Origin of the sequence: Stenotrophomonas sp. Sm6012 (assembly GCF_030985895.1) — a bacterium.
GTDB lineage: Bacteria > Pseudomonadota > Gammaproteobacteria > Xanthomonadales > Xanthomonadaceae > Stenotrophomonas > Stenotrophomonas forensis.
Map to the genome: position 1 here is coordinate 1 of NZ_JAPTFX010000039.1, position 13,803 is coordinate 13,803.

Sequence of the window (13,803 nt, forward strand, 5' to 3'; positions counted from 1 at the left end):
TGACCCACCGGAGCGGTATGCTCCCCAACCTGGACTCTACTAAGTAGCTAGTGGCCCTGAGAAAGGGGGCAGGTCACACGCACCGGGATTGAACTGTAAGTGATGTGCACAGATTGAGATCGGCGCTGGGTCGCATATGCGAACGGGTCGCCTCGATTCTAGCAGTTTGCCGCCCGCAAAATAGATCGTCTAATTTGCTGTCTCCATTGCTCAGACGAAATTACTTGTAAACAGTAGGTCATCCGTTCGTTTCGGATAAGCGGCACCATCGCCTGGTCCCATGGCGTCCAAGTAAGTCCAGAATTCATACTAAGCCCGCAGAAATGCGGGCTTTTTTGTGCGCTTTGGTCCGAGCTTGTCCACGTGCATCCAAGAGCTTTGGGGGTACAAGTGGGGGTACATTTCGAAAAACGGAGTTCAGCAAGGAGGATGTACCCCCAATGGGTGCTAAGCAATTGACAGATATGGCCGCGCGAAATGCGAAGGCTAAGGACAAGCCCTACAAGCTGGCGGCAGGGGCAGGCCTTTACCTGCACGTGATGCCCAACGGAGCCAGGTACTGGCGAATGAAGTATCGCTGGGATGGCAAGGAGAAGTTGCTGTCGATCGGGGTGTATCCCGAAGTGTCATTGAAGGAGGCCGGTGAGGCCCGTGATGAGGCTAGGGCGAAGCTTCGTGCTGGACGCGATCCTTCCGAGCACAAGCAATTGAGCAAGCTCACGTCAAAGTTGTCAGTAGATACCCGCTTCCAGACGATAGCCGTGGAATGGCTTGAGTCCCGTGGGGACTTGGCGCAGTCAACGCGGGAGAAGGCAGCTTGGATGCTGGAAACCTACGCTTTCCCTTGGCTAGGTAAGCGGCAGATCCATGAGATCAGTACCGCTGAGGTGTTGGCGGTCCTGCGTAGGTTGGAGGCTCAGGAGAAGATCGAGTCCACGCAGCGCCTTCGCCAAATCTGTGGGCAGGTATTTCGCTATGCCGTGGCCACTGGAAGGTTAGATCGCGACCCGACCAGTGCTCTTCGTGGTGCTTTGAAGACGGCGAAGAATAGGCACTACGCTTCAATAACCGATCCAGCGAAGGTCGGTGAGCTGATGCGGGCCATTGATGGGTACACGGGGCAACTTGTCACGCAATGTGCGCTCCGCTTTGCTCCTCTGGTTTTCACTCGTCCGGGTGAATTGCGTAAGGCGGAGTGGGGAGAGTTCGATCTTGCTGCGAAGCAATGGAACATCCCTGCGACGAAAATGAAGATGGGCGTAGCTCACGTTGTTCCGCTGTCCAAGCAGGCAGCTGCGTTACTTGAGGAACTACGGCCGGTCACGGGGAATGGACGCTACGTGTTTCCGTCCGTTCGGAGTTCGAGGGATCCAATGAGCGAGAACACCGTCAATGCAGCGCTTCGTCGCCTGGGCTACGGGACTGACGATATGACCGGGCATGGCTTCCGAAGCATGGCGTCCACCTTGCTTCATGAGATGGGATGGACATCAGATGCGATCGAAAGACAGCTTGCTCACTCTGAAAGAAATCCCATCAAGGCTGCCTACAATCGAGCGGAACACTTGCCTGAGCGCAGGAAGATGATGCAAGCGTGGGCAGACTACTTGGATAAGCTGAAGGGAAAGGTCAGCCGCACCTAAAGTTGGTGGGCTGACCCTACCCTTTTAAGTCTTAGATTGCCCTGCGCGGCTGCTGTCGCGCAGGGCGCTATCGACCCACAGCGGCCATTCGTACCGGCGCCGATCCTACCGCTGGGTCCTTTTATACGCTGGCTTGTTAGCTGGACCCCAGCGCCCTAAGATCGAGCCGTGTTAGAGGGAAAGTCCACCAAACGGTGCATTGAGGGCAAGTCGTGTAGCCGGACCCACGGGTCCGGCTATTGGGTAGTTGGATGGCCTTGTAGACTTTAGGGGTGCGTGGCAAATGCTAGAGAAATTCCTCTATGCCGTTTTCGGAGCACTGATAGCGGCAGTTGGATTTTTCGTGCGGCGCCGCATCGAGCAGAAACCCATGTTCGAACAGATCGATAAGCAGCAAAAGCTGCTCGATCTGAAGAAGAACTTAGAGGCGTCAGGTACTACCCTTGATGATCTGAAGGTGCTTGAAGACACGATTATGGGAAAGGCCAACTCAGCGAAGACACTGGCCGCCGCCTACCAAGAGCAGGCCTTCCAGATCTACGCCACTGATCACTCGGAACACATGACTCAAGCGGACATGAATCGACATGCTGCAGCGTCGTTTCACAGAGCCGAAGAAAGGCTTGCCGCTCTGGTTGAAGATTTGCGACAGCATCTTTCTGGTGGCCGCCTAGACTCATTCGAGAATTCTCAGCAGATGTGGCTTCGATATCGCGAGGCTAGCGCTGAGTTCCAGTCCAGCCAGTACCACGGCGGGAGCATCCAGCCTCTCATCCACGCCAGCGCGCTAGAGAGCGTTACCATCTCGCGGATCGTCGAGCTCGAGCCTCTGCTTAAGGAAATGCAGACAATATAGAGTTGAACGTACGCTCCTGGCCGCAAGGCGTCATCCGACCCAAAGCAGACCTACGCTGTCTGGAAAGAAATGGGTGATTCAAGTTGAGGGGGCAGGGGGCAATCCGGCTGCGGCTCTCCAGCTCTGGTCGCTTACTCGACACTTTCCTTCCGGTGCCGTAGTGCAGCGTCCTGCTGCAGCTGATCGCTATCATTGACGATTTCGGTAGTACTACGGGCAGGGCGTAATGAAGAGCGCATTGGTGATATTGCTGGGAATGGGGGTGGTGATGGCGGCGGCTGCGCAACTCAACGGCCCGCAGCGGTTGCGGGCTGCCCGCCAGGAAACATTCGAGCAGCTGCGGTTTCCGTCGCGCGATGGTGCTGCCTTCACCGGTGCCCAGGTACAGGTGGTGAAGCAGGTGCACGGACGGTTCGATGGTATGCAGCAACCGGGGCCGCGCTGGATGGCACAGGCCTCAGACGATGCATTCTGGTACTGCGTCGGGCCCGGGCCAAGTTGGTATCTGGCCATTCCGATTTCAAGACGCAATGGCTTCCAATGGGATGTCGACTGGGTGGTACGCCCTTTGGACGAAGGCCGCATGCGTGCCGCGCTGAGCGGCGACACCGAAGCGCTACGGTTGGCCTTTGGCGAGCAGACCGCACGGGGATGAGTGGAAACTGAGCACGACGTGTGTGCAGATTCTTGTGTAGACGGAAATTTGAAGCGCTCCGGTTTGAAGCTGGCCATCATTCGGGAGCATGTCCGTTCCTGGCCGAAAGCGGACCTGGTCGATTACAGCGAAGCATCCCGCATACCACGACGCATGAGTCCGATCTAACGGTGCGGGCATGGCGCAGAAAACCCGGGCGAGCCCCCTGAGCGGGAGCCCGCCCAAGACCTAGTATGATCAGGTCAGGTCGTAGCGCTCCTCGATTCCGGAGAACAGCTGAGCAGCCTCTTCTTTGGCGCGGGCGTTGTCCTCGGGCGCGAGTGGCGCCAATTCGACTCCGTCGCCCCCCCCCACATACATTGGCCCGCCGACATCATCGTCATAGAGTGTGCCGTCCTCGTTGATCGCTTCGTGTCTGTCTTGGCTCAGGTCCTGATCCAGCATACGTGATAGGTGCATCCAGACCCAAGAGCGGAACGGGGTTTCGTTCCTGTCTTCGATAAGCGCGCGCATGGCCGATACGTCGCCGTCGCGTGCAAGCACGGTCAGCCATTGGTGCGCCAGCTCGGGTCGACCATGTGCATCGGCCAGGTCAGCCATGTCGTACGGGTCCATTTCATCCGACGGTTCGAGCTCGAGCGCCGAAGGATCGCCGTAGCGCTCCGCGGTGACCAGCATTGCGCGCCTGTCCCCGCCCCGTGCAGCCGCAAGGAGGTGGTACCGGTGTTTCGCCACAACCCGAACGAACCCGCCGACCCCCGTGGTGATCTCCGCGAAGCTAACTGGCTCGGCAGACCACTGCGCGTGCCGGCGCAGCTCGCGCCCGAAGCGGCGGTCGTCCTCTTCCGGCAGGCCACCGTACGGCTCGAGCATGTACGCGGTCGCTAGGTGCGCAGCGGCAACACCACGGGCCGCGGCCGCTTCCAGTCCTTCCAGCAGCAGCGGAAGTTCCTCGAGCAGTGTCTCAAGCCCCTGATCCATTCGGCTGATCAGGGCGTTCGATACCCACTCGGCGACGGCAGGCGCCTCCGCCTCCTCAGCTTTCGACCACTCGTCCTCGTTGTCCTCGAACGCGGCAATCAGCTCCTCGAACCGCACCGGCGCGTAGCCGGACGCAGCCAGGAAGTCGGCCAGGCCTTGGGCGGCACGCGCCGCCTCTTCGGCTGACAGCCCGAACTGCAGGCACCGCTGGATGACCCGGTCCTCATCCGGCGGGAAGGCGGTAGCGCGCCATGGCACGTCGCACCACGCCGCTTGGTGCTGGAGCGCGGCATGGGTGGCAAATCCAGCGGCCGCAGCCAGCAGCTCATGGACCTGGCTGCGGGTAAGCGACGGCAGGCCCTGGGCCCGAAGGTGCGCATGGGCATTAAACGCGTATTGCTTGATGGTCATGACTCGTCCTCGATGGCCAAGCCGATCCGGGTCAGACGCACACGTTTAAGTTCCCGGCAGCTGGCCAGAAGAAGAGTTGATAAGGGGATACAGCCTGTTTTTGCTCGTGTGCAAGCAGGGCGGGCGCCGCGGCCAGTATATGCCGCCCGCTATCTAGATTCCAAGCGCGCACTGCAACTGCGTGCGTTGATGCCCTACATCACCATTCCAGCTTTGGCGGCCCGCAGGGCGGCACCGACCGGGGAGTCCGCTTCCGCCCAATGCGGACATTGATCCAGTCACGGATCTTGCTGATGGGTCCGGTTGTACGTTGGCTTGTTAGCCGGGCCAGCCGCCCTAAGGTTGAGATATACCAAGGGAAAAATTACCATTCGGTGCCTTGTGGATAAATCGTATAATCGACCTTCGGGCCCATCTATTAGGTAGTTAAGCGCCGGTGTGTAAGGTTGGCTGACCGTTCTTCCTTCGGCAGTAGCGCTCGGCAAGGGTTCCTAGGCAAGTTCCGTCCTGCGAGCAGTGGCATCATCGGCTCGCTGAGGGTTGCACAAGCAAGGCGGCGTTGGCCAGGGGTTCGGTCAGAGCCACCGCTACCTAACCAAACCCGCTGCGCGGTTCGGCATAATCCAGAGTTAGGCCTCATAGGTGGCTTGACACTTACGGAGCTTTCTCAAAGAGAAATCAAATGCGAAGTTGGGTCTTATTAGTACTAATTTTTCTGACAGGACCCGCTGAGGCCGCAAAGCGCTATACCGCGCCGTCGGACGCAGACACACGAGTTGGAGTTTCAGTCCCTTGGCTGCAGGAAAGGAGCGGGCTGGACAGTTGGTCCAACCTTACCCTATGGGACTTCACAGACAATCCTGCAGGAGAGCTGCTCGGAATAGTGAAGTTCCGGCACAAAAGCAAAGATCAGACTGTCCTGCTTCGCTCTGGCCGCAGAATCCAGCTTGTTATGCACACTCTGGAGCCAAGCTTTGGTCAAACTAAAGAATGCGGTGTGGCACTAACCTTCCACCCTGAGGAGGCTGGCCAATACATGCTTACATTTGAGTACCCGGTGCAAATCGCGCAGGACGCAGATGGATGCCGCTCAATATTGACCGATCTCGCTGCAACAGATCCCTCCAAGGCTGTTGTTGCCCAATTCACCACGCCAGCGACAACGCGGATCTATACGTTCAGAGTCAATTTCAGTCATTAATGATCGACAGGTCCCGGCCTGACAATTCATTCAAGTCGAACTCGATTTGCGGTGGCAAGTTGGCCGGCGAGATCGCCCAAGCACTGACTCTCCCCGGCGCCACCCTATCCTTCCACTTGAAGGAGCTGGCCGGCGCTGGCTTGGTCACTTCCGAGCAGCGTGGCCGCACCGTCTGCTATCGCGCCAATTTCGACGTGATGGCCAGTTTGGTCGACTACCTGCCCGAGAACTGCTGCGCGGGCGACAAAACCTGTGGCACTCCGGCGGGATACCTAGAGTTTCACGCACACATCTCGTCTTTCCGACTCGGGGAGGTCCCAAGAGCACCAACAGCTCGCCTCGGAACATCGCTTTGCATGAAGAGGCGATCCTGCGCATGACCGTTCTGTAGTTGCGGTGTTCTACCTTGAGCGCTCTTAAGGCATCCAATGCCTTGGTGATCCACGTGGCGCTCACCATGCACCGGTCACCTAAGTCATTGCAGAATCGCGGTCGGCCGGCCCGAATCAGTGGCGATTCGCGTTAGTTCGATTGCGCCAAAGCGCACTGGTTGACGACGCTTGGGCTCATGGTCAAAAAATGCAGGGGTGTGGGAGAATTGGCTAATCTTGGCAAGACGCCGCCAAGCAGGGGACAACCTAGATGGGCAATACCGATTCGGACGGGGAAATCCTGACGCTGGATGAAGTCGCTGCGTTCCTGAAAGCCGGGAAGCGGACGGTGTACCGATTTGCCCAGAACGGCGATATCCCCGCCTTCAAGCTTGGCGGCACCTGGCGCTTCCGCCGCTCAGAGCTGGAACCTTGGATCGGCGAGAACTCCAACCAACGCCCCCCTACCAAGAAAGAACTTGGCTGAATGGAGATCATCAACAACATCAGCCGCTTGCTTGGCGACGACCTCAAACGCTCCCTGAAGCCTGGTGCCAAGCTCAAGGTCGCGGCCTCATGCTTCTCCATGTACGCCTACGAGGCACTGAAGGCCGAGCTGGAGCAGATCGAGGAGCTGGACTTCATATTCACCTCCCCCACTTTCCTGCCTGATGAGGTCACCGACCGGATTCGCAAGGAGCGGCGGGAGTTCCATATCCCCAAGCTGGATCGGGAGCGCAGCCTGTACGGCAGCGAGTTCGAAATCCAGCTGCGCAACAAGCTGACCCAGCGCGCCGTGGCCCGCGAGTGCGCCGATTGGTTGCGGCGCAAGGCGACGTTCAAGAGCAACCGCAGCAAGGCCCCAATGCAGCAATTCGCCTGCGTCCAAGCTGACGGGGCGGATACGGCTTATATGCCGCTGCACGGATTTACCGCGGTTGACCTGGGCTATGAGTCGGGGAATGCCGTCTCCAACCTGGTCAACAAGATGGACGAGCCCAGTTTCACCGCGACTTGGCTGAGCCTGTTCGACCAGATCTGGAAAGACCCTGAGAAGCTGGAGGACGTGACATCGCAGATCTGCGAGCACATCGCCACCGTCTATCAGGAGAACTCGCCGGAGAGCATCTACTTCCTGATGCTCTACAACATCTTCAATGAGTTTCTGGACGACATCGACGAAGACGTATTGCCGAACGATCGAACCGGCTATCAGGACACCCTGATCTGGAACAAGCTCTTCAATTACCAGAAGGACGCGGCCACCGGCATCATCAACAAGCTGGAAACCTACAGCGGCTGCATCCTGGCCGACAGCGTCGGCTTGGGCAAAACCTTCACCGCGTTGGCGGTCATCAAGTATTACGAGCTTCGCAACAAGTCCGTCCTGGTGTTGTGCCCGAAGAAGCTGGCGGACAACTGGCTCAACTACAACCGCAACCTGAAGACCAACATCCTCGCCCGCGACCGGTTCAGCTATGACGTGTTGTGCCATACCGACCTCAGCCGCACCAGCGGCGAGTCGTTCGGCACGCCGTTGAATCGCATCAACTGGGGCAACTACGATCTGGTCGTCATCGACGAATCGCACAACTTCCGGAACAACGACGCCTACAAGGACAAGGAAACCCGCTACCAGAAGTTGATGAACAGGGTCATCCGCGAAGGCGTGAAGACTAAGGTACTGATGCTTTCCGCCACGCCGGTTAATAACCGGTTCAACGATCTGCGGAACCAGTTGGCCTTGGCCTACGAGGGCGATTCCGAGAACCTGAGCAAGAAGCTTCGTACCAGCAAGTCCGTGGAAGAAGTCTTCCGCAATGCGCAGAAAGCTTTCAACGTCTGGTCGAAGCTTCCCCCCGAAGAACGTACCCCTCGCGCCATCCTGGATGGTCTGGACTTCGATTTCTTCGAGCTGCTGGACAGCGTGACCATCGCCCGTTCGCGCAAGCACATCCAGACCTTCTACGACACCAAGGGCATCGGCCAGTTCCCAGAACGACGCAAGCCGCTGTCGTTCCAAAGCCCCTTGTCCGATTTGGATAGCTCGCCCAGCTTCAACGATATCTTCGACAAGCTTTCCCGGCTCAAGCTGTCGGTGTACGCCCCGGTGAGCTACATACTTCCCAGTTGCATGGCGAAGTATGCGGAGATGTACGATACCAAGGTGGGAAGCAAAGGCACCTTGCGCCAAGCGGATCGCGAGAAAAGCTTGCAGGCTCTGATGACGGTCAACCTGCTGAAACGCCTTGAAAGCTCTGTCGCGGCATTCCGGCTTACCCTGCAACTGCTGCGCAAGAACCACCTGCGCACGTTGGACAAAGTCGTCAACTTCCGCCAAGTCGGTGGCGGCTGCGTTGAAGACATGACCGAAGCGCTGGGCGAACTGGAAGCGGACGACGACGATCTGCTCGATCTGGGGCAGGACACCGATATTGGCGGCAAGGTCAAGATCAACCTGGCCGACATGGACCTGCCCCGTTGGCAGTTCGACCTGGGTCAGGATCTGGAGCACATTGAGGACTTGTTGTCCCTGATGGAGCAAATCACCCCGGAACACGACGCCAAACTCCAGCACCTCAAGGCGCATGTGCTCGCGAAAATCGCCAATCCAATCAATCCGGGCAACAGGAAGGTGTTGATCTTCACCGCCTTCGCCGATACGGCAGACTACTTGTACGCCAATCTGGCTCCTGCGCTGTCGACGGCGCACAAGCTGCACACCGCCAGGGTCACCGGCAAAGGCTCCCCCAAGTCCACCTTGGCCAAGAGTTACGACTTCCAGGAACTATTGACGCTGTTCTCTCCACGATCCAAGGACAAGAACATTGTCCTGCCCAACGAACCGGCGGAAATCGACATCCTGATCGGCACCGACTGCATTTCCGAGGGTCAGAACCTTCAGGACTGCGATTACCTGATCAACTACGACATCCACTGGAACCCGGTTCGCATCATCCAGCGTTTCGGCCGCGTGGACCGCATCGGCTCGCAGAATGCCTGCATCCAGCTAGTCAACTACTGGCCGGACATCTCGCTCGATGAGTACATCCGACTGAAGGAGCGGGTCGAGAGCAGGATGATGATTGCCGACGTCACCGCAACCGGCGATGACAACGTGCTATCAGCGCAGGCGAACGATGTCTCTTATCGCAAGGAGCAGTTGCGCCGCTTGCAGGAAGAAGTCATCGAACTGGAGGACTTGAAGACCGGCGTTTCGATCACTGACCTTGGTCTCAACGACTTCCGCATGGATCTACTGAACTATGTCAAGGCACATGGTGAGCTGGACAGATCGCCCAATGGTCTGCATGCCATCGTGCCCGCCAATGCGGAGCTGGGTCTGCAACCCGGCGTGTTCTTCACCCTGCGCAACCGTAATACGGGCGTGAACCCACCCGCCCATCTGCCGCAGCACAACCGCCTGCACCCGTATTACCTGATCTACATGGGCGAAGATGGGCAAGTCATTCACGATCACACCGAGGTCAAGCGCCTACTCGATCTGGCCCGCACTTGCTGCAAGGGCCAGGACCAACCGTTCGCAGATCTCTGCCCCGCGTTCAACAAGGCTACCGCTGACGGCCGCAATATGCGCCCTTACTCCGATCTGCTGGGTGGAGCCATCCGCTCTATGATCGAGGTCAAGGAAGAGAAGGACATCGACAGCCTGTTCTCGCCTGGAAAGACCAGCGCACTGACCCAGACGATATCCGGGTTGGACGACTTCGAACTGATCTCGTTCCTCGTGGTGCAGGAGGTAGCGTGAGCAACGCCGAGCACCATGCCCTGATTGCATGGCCCGAAAAGGCGAAAGTCAATCGCGTCGTTCCAAAATCGAAGTTCTACGAACATGGAACTGTAAATGCTCGCCTGAAAGATCTGTTCGTCAAGGAAGTCGAGCAGGTCACCTGGCTATACAAGTTGGCCCCAGAGACCATCAACCTGTCGGCCAAGGACGGCGTGTCCGAAATCCAGATTCTCGGCATCCAGCTAAGAACACCAGAACTCAGCCACGACGTGCTGCGGTGCATTGACGGAGCCATCGAGCATCCGATTCTCTTCGAGTTTTACCACGCCGACCTCGTGCAGGTAATTGCCTGCTTCAAACGTCCGCGCGGTGGAGATAACGGAGGCAAGCTTCTCCTCTCCGAATACTTCGAAACTGAATGGCGATCCGCCGACAGTCCGCGCACAGATCTGCCCACGAGCCTAAACCTGCACGGCCTGTACGAACGCCTGTTGCTGCGATTGATCCCGCTGCCAGCACACCCCCGAGAACCTCTTCGTGCCCTGATAGATCGGCTTGGGAATATTCGCACTTTGGAGGGCGAGCTGGCCAAGGCCATCTCAGCGCTTGAGAAAGAAAAGCAGTTCAATCGAAAGGTTGAGCTAAATGCCACTGTACGCAAACTACGAACCCAGCTTGACCAAGCTGGCTATCTAAAGCTTATTGCCTCCGCGAACAAACCCGAGCTACGCAAGATGGCAGAACAACCAGAAATCACTCTGAGCCAAGTCGTCGATTCAACCGACCTGAAGGCTTTGAACGACCTGCTAACTCAGGTGATGAGGCAGCAGCAGCAACAAGCCTTGCTTAAAGATACAAATCTTGGGCAAGTGGTCGAAGCTGTCGTCAGTCTCGCGGCAACCGTACCCGTCGAAGAGGAGCTCTTTGCGGCGGCGATACTGGGGCGAGTAGCCGCCGTTGCCCGCGGGCGAGAAGCCGAAGTGCATTCTCGCGTGAATGAGCTTTTCACCGACGAGCCCCCCTCTATCGAGACCCTGGCAGACGGCGACGCCAAGGAGTATGCCGCCAAGATGCTGGCTTACACCGAGGCAGATTGGCTCCCTATTTACTGCGCCCGCGAATCGTTAGCGATTGACACGGCCAACAATGCCCGCAAGGAGCTGCTACGGATCCTACTCAGCAACAGCGAAGACCTGGCGAGCTTCGTCCATCGTCTGGTCGAAGCTGCGGACATCGTAAAGGGCATTGAATCTCTCGACACCCGCATCAAACGGGTTCGCCGCATCTTTGAGTCGATTACCGAGGTAATACGAAGCTACGAAGGGAATGTCGGCCTGGAGCCAGGAACCGCTTTGGCAAGCCTGACGAACACCTTCCTACGCGGCACAACCAGTGCAGATACAGACGCACTTCATGCCAGCTTGGATGCCGCCAGCGGCGCACTCGTTCGCGTGATCGAGCTGCGCTACTCCCACGCACTTCATGCGGAAACTTACCAACTGTTGCAGGACTGCAAGAAACTGCTCACACAAGGCCCATGGACTCGCTACATCGAAGGCTCGGCCGTGATCCCGAAAGTGCAGATGAACCTGTTGGAGACCGCACTTGTCCTTGCTCGCCAAAATCGAACAGATAAGGAAATCCTACGTGCGATGGAGGCCAGCTGGCCTTCCACGCACATGATCACCAGCGCCATCAAGCTCCATTTCAAGGGAGCGGTTGATATTGACCCGGAAGTGGCGGACTACTGGCTGAAGGTTGGCCGCGTCTCCCAGAGCGAACGCACCGCGGAGCACAAGCTGGGCAACACCGAAGACCAGCAGATCGGCGAACTGCTGATCCAGGTCGATGCTAACCGGGACAGCATGGGTAAGTTGAACAGTGCCGTCGTACCCGTCCTGAAGACTTTCGATGCATATCAGGCCGCCACAGTCGAGCGTGCCGCCACCGGCTACGAAAGCATTGCTCAAGTCGCCGAGCGTTTGGCTCGTATGCGCAAACTGAGCAAGACCGATTTACTAGGCAGTATCGTCGAGTACAACCCCATCGAACACGATATGGAAGGCGGCCATCGTTCCGGCATTCGTCGGGTCAGAGTAGTGCGTGACGGCATCCTGAAAGAGTTCGGCGGAAAGATTAAGACGCTCGTAAAGCCGCGCGTTGAGCCTGAGGAATAAGCATGGAATTCACGAAAGCGAAAATCATCATTGCCAACCTGCGCGAGCGCATCGAGGTAGGCAACGATGGGAAGTTCCGCCTTGAAGGCGTCATTACCCAGCGCGAACTGGAGGCACTGGATTTTTTCATTTCCAATCAGCCAGACAGCCCTGATTCGCCATCCATTCCAATTCCTGCCCCGCCCAGTCCTGAACCAGCTGTTGTTGTGCCGACTGTCGACCTGGCCGCTGAACCACAGACCTCTCGACCTGATCCAGAACCGATGGTGGAAGTACCGGTCATCCTGGACTTGTCCACGCTGTCCTTGCCTGAAGCCAATGCAACCTATCGCGTCTGCCTTGATTTCGGCACAGCCATGTCTAAAGCCAGCTTCGTTTATGACAACGAAGATGAGGACATAGAGGACATCCAGGTGCTCAAGCTTGGTGTCCCCGGCGACCAAGAGGAAATCGACGAAGTCATGCTGGTTTCCTCAGTTTTCATCGACGCCGATGGACTCCTCTGGTTCGGTCAGAACGCGGTCAAACATGCCGTGAACGGTGCCGGATCAAGGATAGACAACATCAAGCGCGCCCTGTCCGAAGGCAACTTGAACGTCCCCGTGGATGCCACTTACAACCCGACGCCGCATCCGCTCACCTACAAGGACATTGTTCTTGCCTATCTGACCTTCTTCACATGGACCATCAGCTATACGCTAGAGAACGATGTGGAATTGCCCGTCGTGGCTCGAAACTTCAAACGGCGTTTCGCCATGCCGTGCTTCCCGCGGGCCAACGCGCGCATCGTAGAGGGTGAACTAAAAACCCTACTCGGTGAGGCACAGATTCTCGCCGACACCTTCGAAGATGAAGTCCACCAAGGTCTGCCCCTGGGTCGCTTCCTTTCGGCCTTGAAACAGCTACGTGCCGAGAAGCGCGACTACACCTTCATTGAGGGTAGCGTCACCGAGCCGCTTGGCGTGGCTGGCTCCCTGCTCAGCTGGCAATCCAACCACGATTCATTGGCGTTGGTTGTGGACATCGGCGCAGGCACTAGCGACTTTAGCTTGTATCGGCTGAAGGTCACTGTGAATGACGACGGCAGCATCGACAAGACCAGAACCACGGCGGGCGAGGTGGATGGCGCTGCGCGCGGCATCACCGAAGCGGGCAACCACCTCGACAAGCTCCTCAAAGGTTTCGTCCTGCAAAAAGCTGGCGTCAACGGTTCGCACGATAAGTTCCAGAACATCAGCCACGCGCTTGAGCGCGACATTCGCGACTACAAGGAATCCCTATTCAACTCCGGATCCGTCTATGTCCCCCTTTACAGCGGGGAAGCGGTGGACGTCTCGCTAACCGAGTTCCTCGCGTTGGAGGAAGTCACAGCCTTCGAGAAGTCCTTGCGCAGGACTCTTGTCGAAATCCTCGAATCCGCAGACAAGGAATGGATCAACTGGGTACAGGCTAATCCGAGTCATAACCTCACCATCGTACTGACTGGCGGCGGCGCCACCTTGCCAATGGTCAGAAAGTTGGCTGAAGGCACAGTGACGGCACACGGCAAGACCATCCGCGTTGCGGCGGCAAGATCTTTCCCGGAATGGCTACGCACCAGCTATCCCGATCTTGAGGCTCCGTATCCACGCATCGCTGTCTCGCTCGGCGGTGCACGCCAGAACGTCATTCGTTCGATGGGAGTCTTGAAGAGCACCGGATTTGGTGGCGCCAGCCCCACCCTTGGTAGCTTTCAAACCAAAGGCATTTGAGGGCAA

8 protein-coding genes and 1 pseudogene are annotated in these 13,803 nt (G+C 57.7%); 8 read left to right on the forward strand and 1 reads right to left on the reverse strand.

Features of this window, described 5'->3' with window-relative positions:
- Positions 1 to 440: 440 nt before the first annotated feature.
- The 3 genes from O0J73_RS09395 to O0J73_RS09405 all read left to right on the forward strand — a co-directional run bounded on the left by O0J73_RS09395 (position 441) and on the right by O0J73_RS09405 (position 3,154).
- Complete coding sequence (locus O0J73_RS09395) at positions 441 to 1,643, forward strand: integrase arm-type DNA-binding domain-containing protein (RefSeq protein WP_099475906.1); 1,203 nt, start codon at positions 441 to 443, stop codon at positions 1,641 to 1,643.
- A gap of 283 nt (positions 1,644 to 1,926) precedes the next feature.
- A complete protein-coding gene (locus O0J73_RS09400; RefSeq protein ID WP_099475907.1) occupies positions 1,927 to 2,499 on the forward strand; it encodes a lysozyme inhibitor LprI family protein in 573 nt (190 codons plus the stop codon).
- Between the two features lie 226 nt (positions 2,500 to 2,725).
- Positions 2,726 to 3,154: a hypothetical protein gene (locus O0J73_RS09405; protein WP_143568526.1), complete on the forward strand. Its 429-nt coding sequence runs from the start codon at positions 2,726 to 2,728 to the stop codon at positions 3,152 to 3,154.
- Positions 3,155 to 3,391: 237 nt separating this feature from the next.
- Here the strand turns inward: O0J73_RS09405 and O0J73_RS09410 are convergent, their stop codons facing one another.
- Positions 3,392 to 4,546 carry a hypothetical protein gene (locus tag O0J73_RS09410; RefSeq protein ID WP_099475909.1) on the reverse strand — a complete coding sequence of 385 codons (1,155 nt, stop codon included), beginning with the start codon at positions 4,544 to 4,546 and terminating at the stop codon, positions 3,392 to 3,394.
- Positions 4,547 to 5,800: 1,254 nt separating this feature from the next.
- Here O0J73_RS09410 and O0J73_RS09415 point away from each other — a divergent pair.
- The 5 genes and pseudogenes from O0J73_RS09415 to O0J73_RS09435 all read left to right on the forward strand — a co-directional run.
- Positions 5,801 to 6,001 (forward strand): annotated as a pseudogene (locus O0J73_RS09415) (helix-turn-helix domain-containing protein); the annotation flags it as partial.
- A 388-nt stretch (positions 6,002 to 6,389) separates the two neighbouring features.
- The gene (locus O0J73_RS09420) at positions 6,390 to 6,605 is read left to right on the forward strand and encodes a helix-turn-helix domain-containing protein (protein ID WP_099475911.1); all 216 of its coding nucleotides are present in this window, start codon (positions 6,390 to 6,392) and stop codon (positions 6,603 to 6,605) included.
- Entirely contained in the window at positions 6,606 to 9,887 is a 3,282-nt protein-coding gene (locus tag O0J73_RS09425; protein ID WP_099475912.1) for a helicase-related protein, read from the forward strand.
- A complete protein-coding gene (locus O0J73_RS09430; RefSeq protein WP_099475913.1) occupies positions 9,884 to 12,046 on the forward strand; it encodes a DUF4391 domain-containing protein in 2,163 nt (720 codons plus the stop codon). Before O0J73_RS09425 ends, O0J73_RS09430 begins: the two co-directional genes overlap by 4 nt.
- Before the next feature lie 2 nt (positions 12,047 to 12,048).
- Positions 12,049 to 13,797, forward strand: a complete 1,749-nt coding sequence (locus tag O0J73_RS09435; protein ID WP_099475914.1) for a hypothetical protein — start codon at positions 12,049 to 12,051, stop codon at positions 13,795 to 13,797.
- Positions 13,798 to 13,803: the final 6 nt, after the last annotated feature.